General features: G+C 64.3%; 19 protein-coding genes. 8 read left to right on the forward strand and 11 right to left on the reverse strand.

Annotated features, from left to right (window positions below; translation table 11 throughout):
* Window positions 1–10 precede the first annotated feature (10 nt).
* Together AC1ROB_RS09550 and AC1ROB_RS09555 are read right to left on the reverse strand one after the other, a co-directional pair.
* Window positions 11–1,027, reverse strand: coding sequence for a hypothetical protein (locus tag AC1ROB_RS09550; protein WP_492971417.1), 1,017 nt, complete (start codon window positions 1,025–1,027; stop codon window positions 11–13).
* The gene (locus AC1ROB_RS09555; protein ID WP_492971416.1) at window positions 1,024–1,821 is read right to left on the reverse strand and encodes a CsgG/HfaB family protein; all 798 of its coding nucleotides are present in this window, start codon (window positions 1,819–1,821) and stop codon (window positions 1,024–1,026) included. The genes AC1ROB_RS09550 and AC1ROB_RS09555 overlap by 4 nt, the downstream gene beginning before the upstream one ends.
* Before the next feature lie 357 nt (window positions 1,822–2,178).
* On the opposite strand from AC1ROB_RS09555, the gene AC1ROB_RS09560 reads away from it, so the two are divergent.
* Window positions 2,179–2,844, forward strand: coding sequence for a LuxR C-terminal-related transcriptional regulator (locus AC1ROB_RS09560; protein WP_492971415.1), 666 nt, complete (start codon window positions 2,179–2,181; stop codon window positions 2,842–2,844).
* A gap of 109 nt (window positions 2,845–2,953) precedes the next feature.
* Window positions 2,954–3,484 carry a hypothetical protein gene (locus AC1ROB_RS09565; RefSeq protein ID WP_492971414.1) on the forward strand — a complete coding sequence of 177 codons (531 nt, stop codon included), beginning with the start codon at window positions 2,954–2,956 and terminating at the stop codon, window positions 3,482–3,484.
* Window positions 3,485–3,489: 5 nt separating this feature from the next.
* Here the strand turns inward: AC1ROB_RS09565 and AC1ROB_RS09570 are convergent, their stop codons facing one another.
* From AC1ROB_RS09570 to AC1ROB_RS09580, 3 genes are all read right to left on the reverse strand, one after another.
* A complete protein-coding gene (locus AC1ROB_RS09570; RefSeq protein ID WP_492971413.1) occupies window positions 3,490–4,170 on the reverse strand; it encodes a LuxR C-terminal-related transcriptional regulator in 681 nt (226 codons plus the stop codon).
* A gap of 624 nt (window positions 4,171–4,794) precedes the next feature.
* The gene (locus tag AC1ROB_RS09575) at window positions 4,795–4,995 is read right to left on the reverse strand and encodes a hypothetical protein (protein ID WP_492971412.1); all 201 of its coding nucleotides are present in this window, start codon (window positions 4,993–4,995) and stop codon (window positions 4,795–4,797) included.
* A gap of 198 nt (window positions 4,996–5,193) precedes the next feature.
* A complete protein-coding gene (locus AC1ROB_RS09580; protein WP_492971411.1) occupies window positions 5,194–6,567 on the reverse strand; it encodes a leucyl aminopeptidase family protein in 1,374 nt (457 codons plus the stop codon).
* 122 nt (window positions 6,568–6,689) lie between these two features.
* Between AC1ROB_RS09580 and AC1ROB_RS09585 the strand changes: the two genes are divergently transcribed.
* Complete coding sequence (locus AC1ROB_RS09585) at window positions 6,690–7,352, forward strand: glutathione S-transferase family protein (protein ID WP_492971410.1); 663 nt, start codon at window positions 6,690–6,692, stop codon at window positions 7,350–7,352.
* Between the two features lie 104 nt (window positions 7,353–7,456).
* On the opposite strand, the gene AC1ROB_RS09590 is transcribed toward AC1ROB_RS09585, so the two are convergent.
* The 3 genes from AC1ROB_RS09590 to AC1ROB_RS09600 are packed head-to-tail and all read right to left on the reverse strand — an operon-like array spanning window position 7,457 to window position 9,250.
* Window positions 7,457–8,473, reverse strand: coding sequence for a TAXI family TRAP transporter solute-binding subunit (locus tag AC1ROB_RS09590; protein WP_492971409.1), 1,017 nt, complete (start codon window positions 8,471–8,473; stop codon window positions 7,457–7,459).
* Between the two features lie 43 nt (window positions 8,474–8,516).
* A complete protein-coding gene (locus AC1ROB_RS09595; RefSeq protein ID WP_492971408.1) occupies window positions 8,517–8,822 on the reverse strand; it encodes a SemiSWEET family sugar transporter in 306 nt (101 codons plus the stop codon).
* 17 nt (window positions 8,823–8,839) lie between these two features.
* Complete coding sequence (locus AC1ROB_RS09600; protein ID WP_492971407.1) at window positions 8,840–9,250, reverse strand: HIT domain-containing protein; 411 nt, start codon at window positions 9,248–9,250, stop codon at window positions 8,840–8,842.
* A 77-nt stretch (window positions 9,251–9,327) separates the two neighbouring features.
* On the opposite strand from AC1ROB_RS09600, the gene AC1ROB_RS09605 reads away from it, so the two are divergent.
* Entirely contained in the window at window positions 9,328–10,521 is a 1,194-nt protein-coding gene (locus tag AC1ROB_RS09605) for a class I SAM-dependent rRNA methyltransferase (RefSeq protein WP_492971406.1), read from the forward strand.
* 155 nt (window positions 10,522–10,676) lie between these two features.
* Complete coding sequence (locus AC1ROB_RS09610; RefSeq protein WP_492971405.1) at window positions 10,677–11,051, forward strand: hypothetical protein; 375 nt, start codon at window positions 10,677–10,679, stop codon at window positions 11,049–11,051.
* Here the strand turns inward: AC1ROB_RS09610 and AC1ROB_RS09615 are convergent.
* From AC1ROB_RS09615 to AC1ROB_RS09625, 3 genes are read right to left on the reverse strand one after another with little or no spacing between them, the layout of a single operon-like run.
* Window positions 11,032–12,234 carry a pyridoxal phosphate-dependent aminotransferase gene (locus AC1ROB_RS09615; protein WP_492971404.1) on the reverse strand — a complete coding sequence of 401 codons (1,203 nt, stop codon included), beginning with the start codon at window positions 12,232–12,234 and terminating at the stop codon, window positions 11,032–11,034. The genes AC1ROB_RS09610 and AC1ROB_RS09615 overlap by 20 nt on opposite strands.
* 17 nt (window positions 12,235–12,251) lie before the next feature.
* A complete protein-coding gene (locus tag AC1ROB_RS09620) occupies window positions 12,252–12,629 on the reverse strand; it encodes a VOC family protein (protein ID WP_492971403.1) in 378 nt (125 codons plus the stop codon).
* Between the two features lie 11 nt (window positions 12,630–12,640).
* A complete protein-coding gene (locus AC1ROB_RS09625) occupies window positions 12,641–13,609 on the reverse strand; it encodes a DMT family transporter (protein ID WP_492971402.1) in 969 nt (322 codons plus the stop codon).
* A gap of 137 nt (window positions 13,610–13,746) precedes the next feature.
* Between AC1ROB_RS09625 and AC1ROB_RS09630 the strand changes: the two genes are divergently transcribed.
* From AC1ROB_RS09630 to AC1ROB_RS09640, 3 genes are all read left to right on the forward strand, one after another.
* Window positions 13,747–14,220 carry an Lrp/AsnC family transcriptional regulator gene (locus AC1ROB_RS09630; protein ID WP_492971401.1) on the forward strand — a complete coding sequence of 158 codons (474 nt, stop codon included), beginning with the start codon at window positions 13,747–13,749 and terminating at the stop codon, window positions 14,218–14,220.
* Between the two features lie 193 nt (window positions 14,221–14,413).
* Window positions 14,414–17,068, forward strand: coding sequence for a glycosyltransferase (locus tag AC1ROB_RS09635; RefSeq protein ID WP_492971400.1), 2,655 nt, complete (start codon window positions 14,414–14,416; stop codon window positions 17,066–17,068).
* 38 nt (window positions 17,069–17,106) lie between these two features.
* Window positions 17,107–18,888, forward strand: a complete 1,782-nt coding sequence (locus tag AC1ROB_RS09640; protein ID WP_492971399.1) for a glycoside hydrolase family 17 protein — start codon at window positions 17,107–17,109, stop codon at window positions 18,886–18,888.

The raw sequence follows: 18,888 nt of genomic DNA on the forward strand, positions 1-18,888 counted from the left end.
CCAACGATGGTTACGGAGCCGCAACCACCGGGGTCTTGACCGAGACGGAGGCATTGTTGCCAACCGCAGTCGCAACCGAGTTCACGACCGGGCGAGTCAGACTGCCCAGGCCGGTGTAGTTATTGATCGACACACCGGACACCTTCGACTTCGCCGTCACATCGGCGTAGGCGAACTGGGTGATGTCGGCGATGACCATGGCGTTCTGGGGCGAGATGGGCTCGACCGAGACGCTGAGGTTATTGCCGACCGCAGTGGCCGAGCTGTCGACAGTGGCGTTCAGGATGTCCGTCACCTTCGACTTGGCAGAGATATTCGCCTTCACCAGATCGCCGCCCATGACCAGATTGGTCAGGGTGTCGGACAGGGTCAGGTTGGAATTGTCGCTGCTGTTGTGGTGGTGGTTGCCGCCGCCGCCAAAGCCATTGATGCTCGGGCTGCTGTTGCCATCACCGAAGGCGAACTGGCCGACATGCAGCTGCACGCCGACTTCGGACGCCACGCTCAGGTTGTTGCCGACGGCCGTGGCAGCACTGATGACCGAAGGCAGATTGGCTTCGGCATTCAGGGCGGTAACGGCAGGCACTTCGACAGTGCCCAGGTCAACGGTCGCCGTCACAGTGCCGTTGATATTCGGCGGCTGGTCGGTTTCGTTGACGCCGGCAGCCGTCACGTTCGGGCTCTTGAAGCCGTCCTCGATCAGGACGCCGCCAATGCCATAATGGAACTGGATGTCGGTCGTGCCGAGATCCACGGTCCCGCCGGTCGACGGCTGGTAGTTGTAGATGCCGCTGACGATCGACTTCGAGCTCACATCGCCGATGTTGATCTGCTGGCTTTCCACCAGGACCAGACCGGTCGGGTCGATGTTCACATCAACGCTCACATTGGTATTGATGTGCTCATTGATCCTGAGATCCCATTTCCAATCGACATCGTCGAAGGCCTGGGCGGGGCTGGCGATCATCAGCGTGATGGCGGCCAGGGATGCACTGGCCAGAAGGCCAGCTTTCAGAGTGCGCTTCATTTGGTCTCTCCTTTGGGTTTCGACAGGGACTCTTCTGCGTAGCTAGTCCGTTCGAGCTGGCACTCGGCCGAGGTCGGCAGACCCATATAATCCGTCATGATCTGGTACACGGCCATTTCGACGACGGACCTCACACCGAGCTGCAGCGGTTCGTTTTGAATACGTCCCGCGTCGAACTCGACGAGCCTTGAGCCGAAGAAACGGAAGACGTTTGCTTCGACCTCATAACCAAAAATCTGTTTTTGCAGCGAGCTGACATAACGGACGTCAAAGCTCTGCGAATTGACGACCCGGATATCGAGGCCGACATTGATCACCACCGTGCGCGCACCGCCGCCGATGCCGCTGACCGAGAGCCGCGCGCCTTCGCTGACGATGTTGTAGTTCAGCTCGGTCAGCGCCCCCATGACGACGAAGTTGCTGGCGCGGATCGGAGCCGCGGTCTGGGCCGGTGCGACGGCGAGCTTCTGCTCGACCATGCGGGCCTCGGCCAGCGGGATGCGCAGGTCGAAGCGCTCGACCAGGTAGACCCGGCGCGTCTTGTAGAACGCGCTGATCATCATCTCGGTGATGCCCTGGCTGACCACGGCGCCGTTGTTGGAGCGGTCGACCTGGCCGGTCTTGTCGGCCACTTCGCCCACCGTGAACACCGGCAGGTTGTTGCCCGGCAGCCTGGCCAGCGCCGTCAGGCACTGCGAATACGGCGTGTCGTTGTTGGTGACAGGCAACCCGTAGGCCGGCCGCACGCCTTGCTTGGAATAGACGCCCTGGGCGGAGCAGGCGCTCAGCGACAAGGCAGCTATGGCTATCAGAGGTAAAGAGCGCACCGTTATCTCCCGCCTGTTGTGGTATTGGCGCCCGACCGAATTTGCATTTCGTGGTCTGCGCCAACGCCGTGATCTCGTTTCGCCACAATAGGGACTGCGGCAGGCGACGAAAGAAATCAGGCGGGCGGATTTCTGCGCAAAGGGGGTATGCTGCCTGCGATGCTGTTTCGCTCTCTGGGTAGAGCGCTACCGCCGATGCCTTGTTTGTTTTGCAGCAGCATGCGTACTAAGCGATATCAGTGCTGTGCCGCCCTATATAAGAGTGGTGTCTGGAGGATCGCTTCGATCCTCCGCAGCAAACATCGGCAAAAACAGGGAAGTAAAATGTCCACCGGTCGACGCGTTCTCGTCGCCTCACGGAAGTCCGATCTCGCATGGGCGCTGCATCACGAAGTGACGCGGCTCACGCAGTGGGAGTTGGTCGGCATCATCGATCCCCGGATCGGCGATGCCTTCGATCGCACCTGCGCGCTGGCCGATGTCGTTCTGATCGAAGCCGACGATCTGATCTGGCTGTGGGATCATCGGCTCGAATCGACGCAGAAAACGCTGTCTGGCGTGCGTGCCGTGGTGATTCTGTCGAACAGTCAGATGCTGGATGTGGTGAGCCGGGCGCAGAATAATTGCGGCCTGCTGCTGCGCGAAGAATACGGCGATGTCCCGGTCGATATGCTCGAGCTGGCGATCAAGGGTTACATGTCGGTCTCGGACACACTGCTGCACAGCCTGAAGACCGATCGCCTGCGCCTTGATGTGGTGGGGCACCTGACGCCGGAAGAATTACAGATGCTGTCTTATGTCGGATCGGCATTATCGAACCGGAAAATCGCCATGGTCAGCGGCCTGGCCGAGAGCCGGGTTAAGACGCTGGTTCACCTGGTGACGCATAAATTGCGCATGCAGAATCGGACGGCGGTTGCGGTTTTTGCCGCGGCCCATGGCCTGACCACGACAAAATCAGAGGTAGATATACCTCTTTCGAGCGCATGAAAATTTGCAATTAAAGCCCAGCGGTGGCGCAGAGGAGGCAGGGCCGTCATCCGGCCTTACGTCGCCCTGCAAAGGCCTTACTGTCCTTTTCCAGATAGGGAGACATGCCATGACGCCTGCTTTTACCCATCGTGCGCTGCTTGGAGCCTTCGTTCTGGCGGCAGTGCTTGCGGTCTCCGGCGGCGGCGCCCGGGCCCAGGCCGGCAATATGCCCTATGGATCCGGCGGCGGCCCCGGCATCAGCTTCGACGCCCGTCAGGTGATTCTGAATGCCCAGTTGCTGGGCAGCCGGCCGCGCAACCTGGTGCGTGGCGCTGATGGCAGTCTGCTGGATGTTTCGCGCCGCAATGGTCAGGCCTTCCTGCGCCTGCCCAGCGGTGAGGCGGTGACATCGAGTGCGCGGGCTGGTCGCGGCTGGCCCACCGGCCTCGGCACCGGACTGGGCTGGGGCAATATGGGCGGCTTTGGCGGTGCGGCGACCCACCCTTACGGGCGCAGCGGCTCTGCGGCCGACAGCATGATGCAGTGGATTGGCCTGCTCGATCCGGGTTTCGGCCTGTCGGCCAGCGGCGTCCTGTCGCCGTCCGGCGGCGCGGCGACCCCGATCGATCTGTGGATCGGGCTTAACGATCTGAGCTGAGCGGCTCAGGCCCGCGAGATCAGGGTATTATCCGGCACGACATCGGCCACGATGCCGTTCTGCAGGGCCCAGATCGCTGCCTGTGTGCGGTTGCTGACGTGGATTTTCTTCAGCACGCCTTTCAGGTGCACCTTGACGGTGCCTTCGGTGATCTGCAGCCGGTTGGCGATGGCCTTGTTGGAATGGCCGTTGACCAGACAGGAGAGGATTTCGGTTTCGCGCTCCGACAGTCCGCTGCTGCGCTCGGCATGGCCGTTGCTCTGGGAGACAAACCGGTTGTTGATCAGAAGATGGGCCAGATCGGTGGGAAACACCTTTTCGCCCATCTGGACCAGGCGCAGCGACTGCTTGAGCGCATCGGCCGACATGTCCTTCAGCAGATAGCCATCCACGCCGGCGCTCAGCGCGCTGGCCAGGCGCGGGATACCGACGCTGTCGGTGAGCACGACGACGCGGGGCGGGACGACAACCGAGCGGGCGGTAAGCATCAGTTCGGGCAGGACTTCGCCATAGCCGCTGGTATCGATGATGACGATCCCGGGCTTTTGCGCCGCGACTTCCTTGAGGCCATCGGAGAAGCCGACGGCTTCGTGACAGACAAAGAAGGGTGAGTCATCCAGGATGCGGCGCAGCCCCTCGCGGAATAGCTGGTTGCGATCGATGTGCAATACTGACGTGCCGTCCATTCGTCCCCTCCTAGCAGAAGAGATGTAACCCGTGGTGTGCAATATTGCGTTCGAAGTGATGCAAACGAGCCTAGCGAAATCCCGGTTGCTTTTCTAAGGAACGTTCGGACGGACGAACACGCAGAAGCGCCGCCATTCAGGGTGCTGTCTCCGGACTGAGTACCTCTTTCGGATGACTACCCTGCTATTCGTCGAGTGCGCCGCGATCGACGCCATATCCTCTGCCTACGCCGGATGCGGCGCCCCTGCCGATGCAGAGTATAGCGTTCAATCGTATTCAAATGGTGTTTGGCGAGTGGCGCTAACTGCTCACGATCCAAGCCGAATAGCACGGACTCTATTCTCGCACTGCGTATCCGATGCGCGGAACTCCGCATCGTAGGTTCCCGTTGACGGCGCTGGTCTGGCACGCCCGAGGCGAGGCCTCTTGCAGAAAATGCCCGATCTACCTCGAAATTGCAGAGACGCTGCAAGCGCGTGTACGGAGTGTTTTTTATCGTCGCCCATAAAAAAACCTGACCTGGAGGGTGGGCTCCAGGTCAGGTCGGACGGGGAGGGCTATCGGAGCGGAAATATCGCTTCGTTGGAAATGCTCGGCTTTAGAAAATCAGGCGGCTTCAGAAATCAGGCGCGTTCGTGACGATGGGGCTGGCGGCGCGGCCGCATCAGGTTGAAGGCGGCGAACAGCGGCAGGCCGCTGAGCATGGCGGCGAAGTTGGCGGCGATGGTCCAGTCCATATGGAACCAGGACACCAGGCCGTCGGCGATGATGAAGAACTGCAGCACAGCGAGAACGAGGAAGAAGGCGGCACCGGGGATGATCATGGCTGTCTCCGTTTTTGAGTTTTTACGTCTCGACTGATGTTGGGAGGAGACTACGGCGACGCCTGGCTTGGCGCTGCCGATAAGGCTGTGACGCCTGTGACCCGGCTGTGACCAGATGCCTTCCGGGCTCTGCGGTTGTGAGAAAACCGCGATTGGTGACAGGTTCGGGGCGGTTTCCGGGGGGGGAGGGCCTTTACTTCACGTCTTCCCGTAGCGCTTCTCGATGGCCGCATAGAGCGCGCGCAGGCCGGTGGCCTCGGCGCCCCAGGGCCGGCCGGCGCGCGGCTTCGGGTTCCAGGCGAACATGTCGAGATGGGCGTAGGACTTCGTCTTGGCCACGAATTCCTTGAGGAACAGCGCCGCGGTGATCGAACCGGCAAAGGGCGTGTCGCCCGAGTTGCTGATATCGGCCACCTTGCCCTCGATATACTCGCGATAGCCCTTGTGCAGCGGCATGCGCCACAGCGGATCGGCCACGCTCAGGCCCGCATCGAGCAGGGCCTGCGCCATCGCATCCTCATCGGCATAGAGCGCCGGCAGGTCGGGGCCGACGGCGACGCGGGCAGCGCCCGTCAGCGTGGCGGCATCGATCAGCCAGTCGGGCTTTTCGGTATCGGCTTCGGCCAGCGCATCGCCGAGCACCAGGCGGCCTTCGGCATCGGTGTTGCCGATCTCGACCGTGATGCCCTTGCGGCTGGTCAGCACATCGCCGGGCCGGAAGGCGTTGCCCGAGACGCTGTTCTCCACCGCGGCGATCAGCAGGCGCAGCCGCACCGGCAGCTTCATCGCCATGATGGTGGCGGCCAGGCCGAGCATCACGGCAGCCCCGCCCATGTCCTTTTTCATCAGCAGCATGCCGGCCGAGGGCTTGAGATCGAGACCGCCGGTGTCGAAGCAGACGCCCTTGCCGACCAGGGTCAGTTTCGGATGCTTCGGGTTGCCCCAGCGCAGGTCGATCAGGCGCGGCAGGCGCACGCTGGCGCGGCCGACCGCATGGATCATCGGGTAATTCTGCTCCAGCAGTTCGTCGCCGATGATGGTGCTGAACTCGGCGCCGCCGAGCAGGGCCACGCCGCGCGCGGCTTCCGCCAGCTCGGCCGGGCCCATGTCACCAGATGGCGTGTTGATCAGGTCGCGCGCCAGCACGATGCCGTCATGCAGCGCCGTCACGCGCTGCTGGTTGGCTTTCGCCGGCCAGACCAGGCGCACGGTCTTTCTTTCGATCTTCTTGTAGCGGTCGAAGCGATAGGCGTTGAGCGCCCAGCCCAGCGCCGCCGCGTCGCCGGCCTTGGTATCGGTCAGCCTGTAGTCGCCGGCCGGCAGCGCCTGCGCGATGGCGGCCCAGGACCACAGATCCGGCGTCTCGGCGATGCCGGCGATCACGCGGGCCGGTTTGCCGGTCTTCGCGTCGGGCACCACCAGCACCTGGCCGGCCTTGGCGCCAAAGGCCTGCGCGGCGGCGAGGCCGGCGACCAGGCCCTTTTCCTTCGGCAGGCGGGCCGCCCACTGCTTCGGCGTGCAGATCTCGACAGGCAGGGCGGCGGCAGACTTGGCAATCAGGGTGGCAGGCACGGGCGCGTCCTCAGGAAGTATGGCTCAATATGGAGATGGGCGGAAACCGGAGCCTCGTTTATAAGGTCTCGGCCTGTTTTGTGAAATACGGGGCAATACGAAGTTATCTGCAGGAGCAATCTGTGAGCGATCTGACCCTTGTCATCGGCAACAAGAACTACTCGAGCTGGAGCCTGCGGCCCTGGCTGGCCTTGAAGGCGGCCGGCCAGAGCTTTGACGAGGCGATGATCGTGCTGCGCCGGCCCGAGACCAAGGCCGAAATCCTGCTGCATTCGCCGGCGGGCAAGCTGCCAATCCTCAAGCACGGCGACCTGACGGTGTGGGAGAGCCTGGCGATCTGCGACTATATCGCCGAGACATGGCCCGAGGCGAAGCTGCTGCCCGACGATCCGCGCGCCCGCGCGGTGGCGCGCAGCGTGATGAGCGAGATGCATGCCGGATTCGTGGCGCTGCGCCGTGAACTGCCGATGGATATCTGCAAACTCAGCCCGCTGGCCCAGCAGGGCGTCAGCCCCGGCGACGAGGCCAGGCTGGACATCGCGCGCGTGCAGCAGATCTGGCAGGACTGCCGCGGCCGGTTCGGGGTGAATGGCGGCGGCGAGTTCCTGTTCGGCCGCTTCACCATCGCGGATGCGATGTATGCCCCGGTGGCGACGCGCCTGCGCAGCTATGGCGTCACCATGGACCCGATCTCCGAGGCCTATGTGAACGCGATCTATGCGCTGCCGGCGATGCAGGAGTGGATCGCGGCCTCGGCCAAAGAAGCGCCGCTGCCGGAGAACTGAAAACGGGAGAGATGAATTTCCCCCGTCGTCCCCGCGAAAGCGGGGACCCAGAGCGGCAGCCTCAAAGCAGTGGATGCTCTCTGGCTTTCATGGGCGTCTGAGCCTCAGGTGATCAGCTTCATTTCGCGGTAATAGCGCTCGGCGCCCGCATGCAGCGGAATCGAGACGCCGAGCAGGGCGGTGCCGAGCCGGATGCGCTGGGCCATTGCATGGCCGGCATCCAGCATCTTGCGATTGCGCGGATGCCAGAGCGAACGCAGAATCTCGTAAACCAGATACGGGTCGAGGCTTTCCGGCCCGATCCACTGCATGCCGATACCGAGTGTCTCGGTCTCGGGCACGTTGTTATAGGTGCCGGCGGGGATCACGTCGCGGCTGAAGAAGGGATGGCGGCGCAGGGCGCCGGCGATCTGCGGACCCGACAGCGGCACCAGGGTGGCAATCGCGCGGTCGGTGAGATCGCCCACCGTCGGCGCCGGCTGGCCGGAGACCAGGAAGAAGGCGTCGAGCTGGTCTTTCGCCATCAGGTCGGCGGCTTCGCCCGGATCGACCTCCAGCAGCTTCAGCTGGTTCAGCCGCACGCCATAGGCGGTCAGGATGATCTCGGCGTTGAAGCGGATGCCGGAGCCGGTGCGGTCGATGGAGACGCGCTTGCCCGCCAGTTCGCGGATATCGGTGATGTTGCTGCCGCGGCGCACCACCAGATGAATGGTTTCGGGATACAGGCTGGCCAGCGCGCGCAGGTTGCCCTGCTTGGCCCGGCGGAAATACAGACCTTCGCCCTGATAGGCGCTGGCAACCAGATCGGCCTGGGCAAAGCCGCTTTCGATGCTGTCGTTGCCGATGGCGGCGAGGTTGGCGACAGAGCCCTGGCTGGTGAGCGCCACGGCGATCAGGCCGGGCACCCCGCAGGAGCCGCCCTTGTCGCAGGCGCGGCTGCCCGGCGGATTGGAGATGGCGGACGCAACCGTGACGCCGACCGGGAAAGCGGTGGTATGGGCCGAGCCGGTGAGGATGCGGAAAAAGCCGCCGGTATCGCGGGCCTGCACGGGGAACAGCGGGGCGACTGCGGCGGCAGTGCCCAGAGCCAGAGACGAGTGCAGGAAATCCCGGCGGCGCATGTCGCCGGTTATACGATGGGCCAGTCTGACTGGCTAGTCGGCGCTACTGACCAGCCGGACCGGCAGACGCAGAACCGGCGGCCGGCTCCCGGTCGAATCTCAGCTTGGCCACCAGGACGGCGGCGGTGAGGCAGAGCGTGACCGTATTGGCGCCGATCAGGCCGGGCGAGCCGATCAGGAAACCGTAGACCAGCCAGAGCGCGATGCCGACATTCATCAGCAGGAACATGCCCAGCGAGATGTCGCGCGCCGAACGGCTGCGCCAGACCTTCACCACCTGCGGCACATAGGCCAGCGTGGTGATACCGCCGGCAATCATGCCGATCACTTCAATGGTTTCCGGTGTCATGCTGGCAGTATAGGGAGTCAGACCCGGGTAATGAAGGCGTTCTGCAGCTTGGCGATGGCGGCGCGCAGGCCGGCATCGTCGTAAGGCACCGGCGGCTGTTTGCCCCAGATCGGATTCGGCCAGGCCGGGTCTTCCTTGAAGCGGGCGATCACATGTACATGCAGCTGCGGCACGGCGTTGCCCAGGGCGGCGACATTGAGTTTGAACGGGCTGTAGCAATGCTGCAGCACGCGCTGGGCCTGGGCGATCTCGTTGATCAGCAGCTTGCGCTGCTTTTCGTTCAGCTCGGCGATTTCGGTGATGTTGGCGACGGCGGGTACCAGGATAAGCCAGGGATACTGGCTGTCGTTCATCAACTGGACCAGACAAAGCTTCATGCGACAGACGGCGAAAGTATCGCGGCGCAACTGGTCGTGCAGGGTGAACATCGATTAAGGTTCGCTCTCAAAATTTTGCAGCGCGATGACTGCCCTGCGCTGATAGACCATTCGATGAGGATTTGTCCATGACAATCAAGGCGTTGCCCGTTCTGCGCGTGAAAGCGCGCGAAGACCGCCGTGTTAGGGGTGGCCATCCGTGGGTCTATTCCAACGAGATAGAACTCGATGCCGAAGCCAAGAAACTTCCACCCGGCAGCCTTGTGCGGCTGTACGACTCGCATGGCGGCGGTCTCGGAATCGCGAGTTTCAATCCGCATTCGCTGATTGCCGCGCGTTTATGGAGCGGTGATGTCGACGCGAAAGTAGATGCGGCCTTTCTCACCGCCCGGTTGCAGACCGCACTGAAGTTGCGGGAACGCTGCTTCGCTCGCCCGTATTACCGCCTGGTGCATGCCGAAGCCGATGGCATGCCCGGTTTCGTGATCGACCGCTATGACGACGTGCTGAGCGTGCAGGCCAATACGGCCGGCGCCGAAGCCCTGCTGCCGCTGCTGCTCGATGTTCTGCAGGCGTTACTCAAGCCGCGCGCGGTGGTGCTGCGCAACGACGCGCCGGTGCGTGCGCTGGAAGGCCTGGAGCAGGAAATCCGGCTGGCAGCCGGCAAGCTGGATGGCGGCGCCGTGGTGGAAGAGGGCGGCGCGCGTTTTGCCCTCGACCTGCTGGAAGGCCAGAAGACCGGCTGGTATTTCGATCTGGCCGAGGCGCGCGGCAAGCTGGCGGCGCTGGCGAAGGGCCAGGATGTGCTCGATCTCTACTGCAACTCCGGTGCCTTCGCGCTCACGGCTGCCAAGGCCGGCGCCAAGAGCGTGCATGGTATCGACCGGTCGGAGCTGGCCATCGAACAGGCGACGCAGGCGGCGAAGGACAATGGCCTGGCCAAGCTGGCGCGTTTCGAGAAGGCGGAAGCCTTCCTCGCGCTGGAAAAGCTGAACACGGACAAGGCGCAGTATGGCGTTGTCGTCACCGACCCGCCGAACTTCGTCAAAAGCCGCAAGGATCTCGGACCGGGCAGCCGCGCCTATCGCAAGCTGGCGAAACTGGCGGCCCCGCTGGTGCGGCCGGGTGGCATCTGGTTCGTTGCCTGCTGTGCGCATCTGCTGCCGGGTGAGGTCTTCGCCAAGGAGATCGCCATCGGACTCAATGCCGCCGGCCGTTCGGGCCGCATCCTGTATAGCGGCGGCGCCAATGCCGACCATCCGGTGCATCCGCATCTGCCGGAAAGCGCCTATCTGAAATGGCAGCTGCTGCAGATCGACTAAAGTCGGAAACCTTGCGCCGCAATTCCGCCACCATGGCGCAGCATCGTTTCGCCTGAGGCAGGCTTCCGGAAAAAGACCGGCGTGTCCCATGGCGGGCGCGTCGCCCAAGCAAGATCGGCTGACCAGCGGAAGCCCGCGCCTGGCCGAGGACTGTCATGTCCGCCCCCCGATACCTGTCCCGCATGGTGGTGCTGCTGGCGCTGACCGTGGTGTTGCCTGCCTGCGCCGCCTATCACTGTGACAGCCTGCCCAACCGTGAGCAATGTTATGCCGCCTATGAGGAATGGGGCGGCTGCAAGGCCCGGAACCGCTGGCTGATCCGCCAGGTGGGCGAGAAAATCCACACCACCTGCCGCCAGGAGCCGCGCCACTGCAACAAGAAGGGCCGATGCTACGGCGGCTATGAGACCTGCGACACCCGCCGCGAACCGATCTACGACTATCGCGACTACAATATCGGCGTGTCGCAATGCATGCGGCAGCAGGGCCTGGCCAATTACGATATCTACTTCAACCGGCCGCTGTTCTGAGATTCAGGCTCTTGAACCACGGTTCCAGACGCGCGATGGCCTCGTCGACGATGGCGGAGTCCATACAGAAGCTGAAGCGCAGGAAGTGTCGCCCGTCGGCGGTGTCGAAATCGACGCCGGGCGCCAGCGCGACGCCGGTTTCCTCCAGGATACGCTTGCAGAAGCCGACGCTGTCATCGGTGAAGTCGCCAACATCGGCATAGAGATAGAAGGCGCCGTCGGGTGGGGCGAACCGCGTGATGCCGAAGCGCGGCAGGGCGGCCAACAGGGCAGCGCGGTTGCGGCGGTAGGAGTCGACGCGGGCCAGCAGGTCGGCCTCGGCATCCAGCGCCGCGATGCCGGCGAGCTGCGAGAGCGTGGGCGCGGAAATCTGCAGGGAGCCATGCAGCCCCTCGATCCGCTGCACCAGCCGGTCGGGCAGCACCAGCCAGCCGAGACGCCAGCCGGTCATGCCCCAGTATTTGGAGAAGCCGTTGATGACGATGACGTCGTCGCCGGCCGCCAGCACGGTATCGGCGGGCTTGTCATAGGTGACGCCGTGATACAGCTCGTCGACGATCAGCCACAGGCCCTTGCGCTGGCACAGGTCATAGATCGCGCGCAGTTCGTCGGCCGACAGCATGGTGCCGGTCGGGTTGGCCGGGCTGGCGATCACTACGCCTTTCACTTCCGGCGGCAGGGCGTCGATCATCGCCGGCGTCACGCGATAGCCGGTGGCGGCGTCGGTGCTCAGGCGATGCGGGATCAGGTCGATGGCTTTCAGCGTGCCGCGATAGGCCGGGTAGCTGGGCTCCACTACGGCCACTGTGTCGCCTGCCGAAAAGGCGGCCATGAAGGCCATCATGAGCCCCGCCGAGGTGCCGACGGTGACAGCGACGCGCCTGGCCGGCACATCGAGGCCGTGGCGGCGGCGATACAGCTGCGCGATGCCTTCGCGCAGGGCCGGAATGCCCAGCGCCTCGGTATAGCCCAGTGGCCTGCCGCTGGAGAGCGCGTCCTGCGCGGCCTGAACGGCAGCCTGCGGCGGCGGCAGGGTCGGTTCGCCCGCCAGCAGGCTGACCACCTTGCCGCCGGCCTTCACCCGGGCATTCACCGCCTTGAAGACTTCCCACATCTGGTAGATTTCGACATCGCTGCGGGGCGAGGCGGCGGGGCTGAAGACTTTGTCGATATGGTCGAGCATGGCGCCTGGTTTACGGATCAGTCTGGGGCGTAGCACACGGCTTCGATCCGGTACCCGTCCGGATCGATGATGAAGCCGGCATAATAGGTGGGCGTGTATTGCGGGCGAAGGCCCGGCGCGCCGTTATCGGTGCCGCCATGCGCCAGGGCGACGGCATGGAAGGCATCCACCGCAGCACGGCTTTCCGCCCTGAAGCAGAGATGGAAGCAGTGTTTCGGATCGGCGGGCACCGGGCTGTCGGTGCGGTCGATCCAGAATTGCGGCTGTTTGGCACCATAGGCCACGCCGTAATCGCCCTGATAGAGCCGGGTATAGCCGAGCGGCTGCAAGGCCGCGTCGTAGAAGGCACCGGAGCGGGCGATGTCGCGCACGCCGATGGAAATGTGATCGAACATACCTAACCTCCTTATCGGTTAGTCCGAGCATAGCGGGCGAACGCGCCATTGGCCAGCGCAACGCCCAGGCTGACCGCCACGATTCCGGCCCAGGTGACCGGTTCGGGCCATTCCCCGAGCAGCGGTACGGCCAGCAGAGCGGTGAGCGCCGGCGTCAGGGCGGCGAAGGCGGCGGCCGGTGCGGCGCCGAGGCGACGAACGGCATAGCCGTAGAGCGCCATGCTGAGCAGGCCGGAGGCGACCGACTGCACGATCTGGAGGCCGATATCGAAGACCGGTGCAGTGAGCAGCCGGCTGTCGAGCCAGAGCAGATAGACCGACGTGTAGAGGGCGAAGGCGCTGGTATAGGCCAGCGCAGCGGCCTGCCAGGCGCCGATGCCGCTTTTGCGCAACGCCACGGTGTAGCAGGCCCACATCGCGCCGGCCAACACGAACAGCAGGTCGCCGCGCCAGGTGCTTCCCCCCGTTTCGCTTGTTTGGCCGGCGATGACCTGCCAGCCGCCGACGGCGATGGCGCCGAGCAGCATCAGCACGGTGCCGATGCGGCGCTGGGTGGTGAAGCGTTCGCCCAGGAACAGCACAGCCAGCAAGGCGGCGAACAGCGGCATGCTGCCGGGCATCAGCGCGCCGGCATGGGCGGCAGGGGCAAAGAACATTCCAGTGCTGCCGGACAGCATGAAGGGCAGGCCGGCGCCGGCCGCAATGATCCCCAGCAGCAGAACATGCCGGCTGCGCCGCCGGCCTGCAGGTGGGGCGGGCAGGCGCCACAGCAGCGGCAGCAGCAACACGGCAGGCAGCACCATGCGCAGGAAGATCACGTCCCACAGTGACAGCGTGCCCGAGGTGAGGCCGAAGCGGGTGATCACGAGGCCAATGGCCCAGAGCAGGATGGTGGCCAGCGCGGCGGCGGCCCCCAGCAGCCGGCCGGGTTCGACGGTGGTGGATGGGGGCGGCGCGGCAAGGCTGCTGTCGGCGGACATGGCGGGACTCCGGAACGGTCGCAGGCGCAGGATCGCCGCAAATCCGGCGGCATGTCCTTGCTAATTCTGCTCGGGTTGTCATTATCTCAGCAATATATGTCAATATATGTCAGGATATGAGGCAGATAGTGCCAAATATGAACCTGGATAGCCTGGACCGGAAAATCCTGACCGCCCTGCAGGCGGATGCCCGTCTCAGCAATGTCGATCTCGCCGAGAAGGTCGGGCTGTCGCCGTCGCCCTGCCTGCGCCGGGTCAAGCGGCTGGAGGACGAGGGCTATATCCGCAGTTATCGCGCGCTGCTGGACCGGCCGAGACTGGGCCTTGGGCTCACAGTATTCGTCGGCATCACCGTGGAGAAGCATTCGGCCGGCAATGCCGCCGCGTTGCAGGCGGCGCTGGTCGCCATGCCGGAGGTGGTGGCGGCCCATATGGTCTCGGGCGAGGCCGACTTCCTGGCCGAAGTCGTGGTGCCGGACCTTGCGGCCTATGAACAATGGCTCAGTCACCGCCTGATCACCCTGCCGATGGTGAAGGATGTGCGGTCCAATTTCGCGCTGCGGGCGGCCAAGACCGACGGACCGTTGCCGCTGGACCCTGCCAAAGCCTGACCATGGGCGGTAAACCGCCGTCCTCTCGACTCTTTTCAGGCCCGCCCGTATAGTCCGGCGACCGCCGTAAAGCCGCCATATTGCCTGCCTATTCAGACGGCCAGCCGGAGCCTCCGGTGATGGCGGTCCGGGCCGGTACGGTTGCTCCGGTGCCGTCGGCCAGTTTTTGTTTCCTTCTTGCTCCGGGGCATCCGTGTCCAAGTCCGCCATGCGCTATTCGGGACTGTTCGTCCTTCTCATCGTTGCTGTGCTCAACCTCGCCGGCTGGGCCTATATGAACCGGCCGATCGAGCCGCGGCCCTGGGGCGAAGTAATCGCGGGCATCGACTATTCGCCGTTCCGCGGCGACCAGGATCCGCGCAACAACCGTTTCCCCAGCGACGCCGAAATCGAAAACGACATGCAGGTGCTGTCGGGCCAGGTGAAGCGTATCCGCACCTACTCGACGCTCGACGGCCAGGGCAAGATCGCGGAGATCGCCGGCCGCTACGGCTTCGAGGTGATGCAGGGCAGCTGGCTCGATGGCCGCCTCGAGCGCAACGAGGAAGAAATCACCAAGCTGATCGACACCGTGGCCACGCAGCAGAACATCACGCGCGTGCTGGTCGGGAACGAGACGCTGCTGCGCGCCGACATGCCGATCCAGGACCTGGTCGACTATATCCGCCGCGTGCGTACCGGCCTGAACAATCGCGGCCGCCATGTGGAAGTCTCGACGCCGGAAACCTGGGACATCTGGCTGCGTTACCCGCAGCTCGGCCGCGAGGTCGATTTCATCGCCATCCATCTGCTGCCCTACTGGGAAGGCCAGTCGCCGGAAAAGGCGGTGGAATACGCGCTCAGCCGCTATCAGCAGGTGAAAGACGCCTTCCCGACCAAGAAGGTGGTGATCACCGAAATCGGCTGGCCATCGGAAGGCCGCACGCGCCGCGACGCCGTCCCCAGCCCGACCACGCAGGCCGCATTCCTGCGCGCCTTCCTCAACATCGCCAACCAGCGCGGCCTCGACTATTACATCCAGGAAGCCTTCGACCAGCCGTGGAAGCGCAATATCGAAGGCTCCGTCGGCGCCTACTGGGGCGTCTTCAATGCCGACCGCACGCCGAAATTCCCCATGGTGGGCCCGGTCAGCGATCGGCCGCACTGGCCGCAACTGGCCGCCGCCTCGATCCTGCTGGCGCTGCCGCTGATGGCCTGGTTCCTGGCGCGCTGGTCCGATCTGCGGTTCTCCGGCCGGGTCTTTTTCATCGCGCTGATCCAGGTGATTACCAGTGCGCTGGTGATGGTGGTCGATTCCGGCCTGCGCACGTATATGAGTCCGGGCATCGCGCTGATGTGGGCGATGCTGCTGCCGTTGCTGCTGCTGCTGTTCATGGTGGTGCTGGCGGAAGGGCTGGAGCTTTCCGAAGTGATCTGGGCCAACCGGCGCCAGCGCCACTTCCTGCCGTTCCGCACCGATATCGAACGCGCCTGGCCCAAGGTCTCGATCCATATCCCGGCCTATAACGAGCCGCCGGAAATGGTGAAGCGCACGCTGGATGCGCTCAACCGCCTCGATTATCCGAATTTCGAGGTGCTGATCATCGACAACAATACCAAGGACGAAGCGGTCTGGCGGCCGGTGCAGGAGTATTGCGCGCAGCTTGGCGCCGACAAGTTCCGCTTCTTCCATGTCTCGCCGCTCAAGGGCTTCAAGGCCGGCGCGCTGAACTTTGCCCTGCGCAACACCGCCAAGGATGCCGAGATCGTCGGCGTGATCGATGCCGACTATCTGGTCGAGCCTGACTGGCTGAAGTCGCTGGTGCCGTATTTCGACCGTGCCGATGTCGGCTTCGTGCAGGCCCCGCAGGACCATTACGACTGGCGCGACGACCGCTTCAAGGAATACATCAACTGGGAATATGCCGGCTTCTTCCAGATCGGCATGGTCCAGCGCAACGAACGCGACGCCATCATCCAGCATGGCACCATGACGCTGGTGCGCCGCGCCGCCATCGACCATGTCGGCATCTGGGCTGAGTGGTGCATCTGTGAGGATGCCGAGATGGGCCTGCGCCTGCTGGCCGGCGGCTGGCACTCGGTCTACACCGACAAGCGCTACGGCTACGGCCTGACGCCCGATACCTTCTCCGGCTACAAGAGCCAGCGTTTCCGTTGGGCCTATGGCGCCGTGCAGATCATCAAGCGCCACTGGCGCGACATGCTGCCGGGCGACGAGCGCAAGCTCGATCCGATGCAGCGCTATCACTTCATCACCGGCTGGCTGCCGTGGTTCGCCGATGCGCTGGGCCTGGTCTTCGCCGTCACCTCGCTGGCCTGGACCGTCGGCGTGCTGGTGCTGCCGAAATATTTCGAACTGCCGCTGGCGCTGTTCCTGCTGCCGGTGGTGGCGGTGTTCGGCGCCAAGCTGGCGCAGTTCCTCTGGCTCTACAAAATCCGCGTGCCCTGCAGCCTGCGGCAGCGACTGGGCGCCGGCCTCGCCGGTCTGGCGCTGACCTATACGATCGCCAAGGCGATGATCTACGGCCTATTCACGTCGAAGCTGCCGTTCATCCGCACGCCCAAGCATGAGGACCAGGCCGCCGTGGTGCAGGCCTTCATCATGGCCCAGGAAGAAACCTTGATCGCCGTGCTGCTGCTGCTGGCCGGCATTGGCATGTGGAATTTCCAGGGCGGTGAAGACCCGGAAGCGCGGCTGTGGGCGGTGGTGATGTGGGCGCAGTCGGTGCCCTACTGGGCCTCGCTGCTGCTGGCTTTCATCAGCACCGCGCCGAAGCCGCCGAGCAAAACCTCTGCCATTCCCGCGCCCGTGACGGCGCCGGAATCGCAGGGCAGCCCGGCCCAGTAATCCTTTTCCCGCCAGTTCCAGCCCGACGGACGCTTCCCATGACTGTGCCGCCCAAGCCGGCCTCCCGCTTTCTGTGGCTGCTGATCTGCATTGCCATCGGTGCCGCCGTCAACGTGATTGGCTGGTGGCTGCCCAATCATCCGGTGCAGGTGGGGCAGGATCCGAAGGGGCCGAAGCTCGGCATGATCGAAAGCGTGTCCTTTGCGCCATTCCGTCGCGGCCAGGGGCCGCTCAACATGGTCTACCCTTCCGCCGAACAGGTGATCGAAGACCTGCACAGCCTGAAGGGCATTGCACGCGGCATCCGCACCTATACCTCACGCGAAGGCCTTGAGGTGGTGCCGCCGGAGGCGCGGAAGCTCGGCCTCAACGTGATGCAGGGCGTCTGGCTCGGGGCCGATCTCGCCATCAACGAAAAGGAAGTCGAAGCCGCCATCGCGCTCGCCAGCAAATACCCGGATGCGATCAAGTCGCTGGTGGTGGGCAACGAGGTTCTGCTGCGCAAGGACCTCACGGCGGACCAGCTGATCGGCTATATCCGTCGCGTGAAGGCGGCCGTGAAGCAACCGGTGACCTATGCCGATGTCTGGGAATTCTGGCTGCGGTTCCCGCAGTTGCTGAACGAGGTGGATTTCGTCACCGTGCATTTCCTGCCCTACTGGGAGGACATGCCGATCGCGGCGTCGCATTCGATGCCGCATATCATGGATGTCTATCGCACCGTGCAGGCCAAGCTGCCGGGCAAGCCGATCACGATTGGCGAGGTCGGCTGGCCGTCGGAAGGCCGTTCACGGCGCGATGCCGTGCCCTCGCGCACCGAGGCCGCCGGCTTCATCGCCGATTTCATGCGCCTGGCCCAGAAAGAGGGGCTGTCCTACAACCTGGTCGAGGCTTTCGACCAGCCGTGGAAGGTGAAACTGGAAGGCACGATTGGCGGCGCCTGGGGCGTGCTGGATGAACTGCGCCAGCCGAAATTCGATGTCGGCGGCAAGGTTTCCAACCTGCCGGAATGGCCGCTTTTTGCCGGTTTGTCGGTGCTGATCGCCCTGATCCTGCTGGTGCTGCATGCGCAGGCGGTGATTGCGCTGCCGGCGTCCGGCATCGCCGCCGCGGTCTTCTTCGTGCAGGGGATCGGCGCGCTGCTTGCTGCCGCCATTGAGCGCGGGCTGGAATACAACTATTCCTGGGTGCATGTGACGGAAGCGGCCATCCTGGTGAGCCTGCAGGCGATCTTCGCTGTTTTGCTGTTGCGGGAACTGCTGGACCGTCTGCACGGTGTGGCACGGCCGCTGCTCACGCTGCAGCCGCTGGGGGCGCGCCTGGGCGAGTTGCGGCAGATGCGTGTCCTGCTGAATGCTCCGCCGGCATTGCGCCGCCTGCGCCAGGCCGAATGGCTGTACGCGCTGCTGGCGCTGTGGGTGATTTATCACGGCGTCATGCTGGTGGCGGCCGGCCGTTACCGCGATTTCCCGATGGATTATTTCCTGCTGCCGGTCGGCGGCTTCCTGGTGTTGCGCCTGCTGGTGCTGTGGCTGGCGCCGTCACCGGCCCGTGAGGATGACGGGCTGGGACGCTTTGCCCTGGCGGCCGGCTTTGCCGATATCCGCGATGCCGCGCCGGGTCTGCGGCTTGGCGTCGAGGCGGTGCTGGTCTTCCTGCTGCTGAGCCTGCCGGTGCTGGCGCTGCTGCTGGAGAAGCTGAACAACCGCGAGGCGGTTCTCTGGTGCCTGCTCACCGCCGTCTATGCGCTGCCGTTGCTCGGCAACCTGTTTCTGGCGCTGCGCCGCCGGCACGGCGTGGCCGTGCCGGCGAGCGCGTAA

Source organism: Ferrovibrio sp. GW821-FHT12F09 (assembly GCF_058806775.1).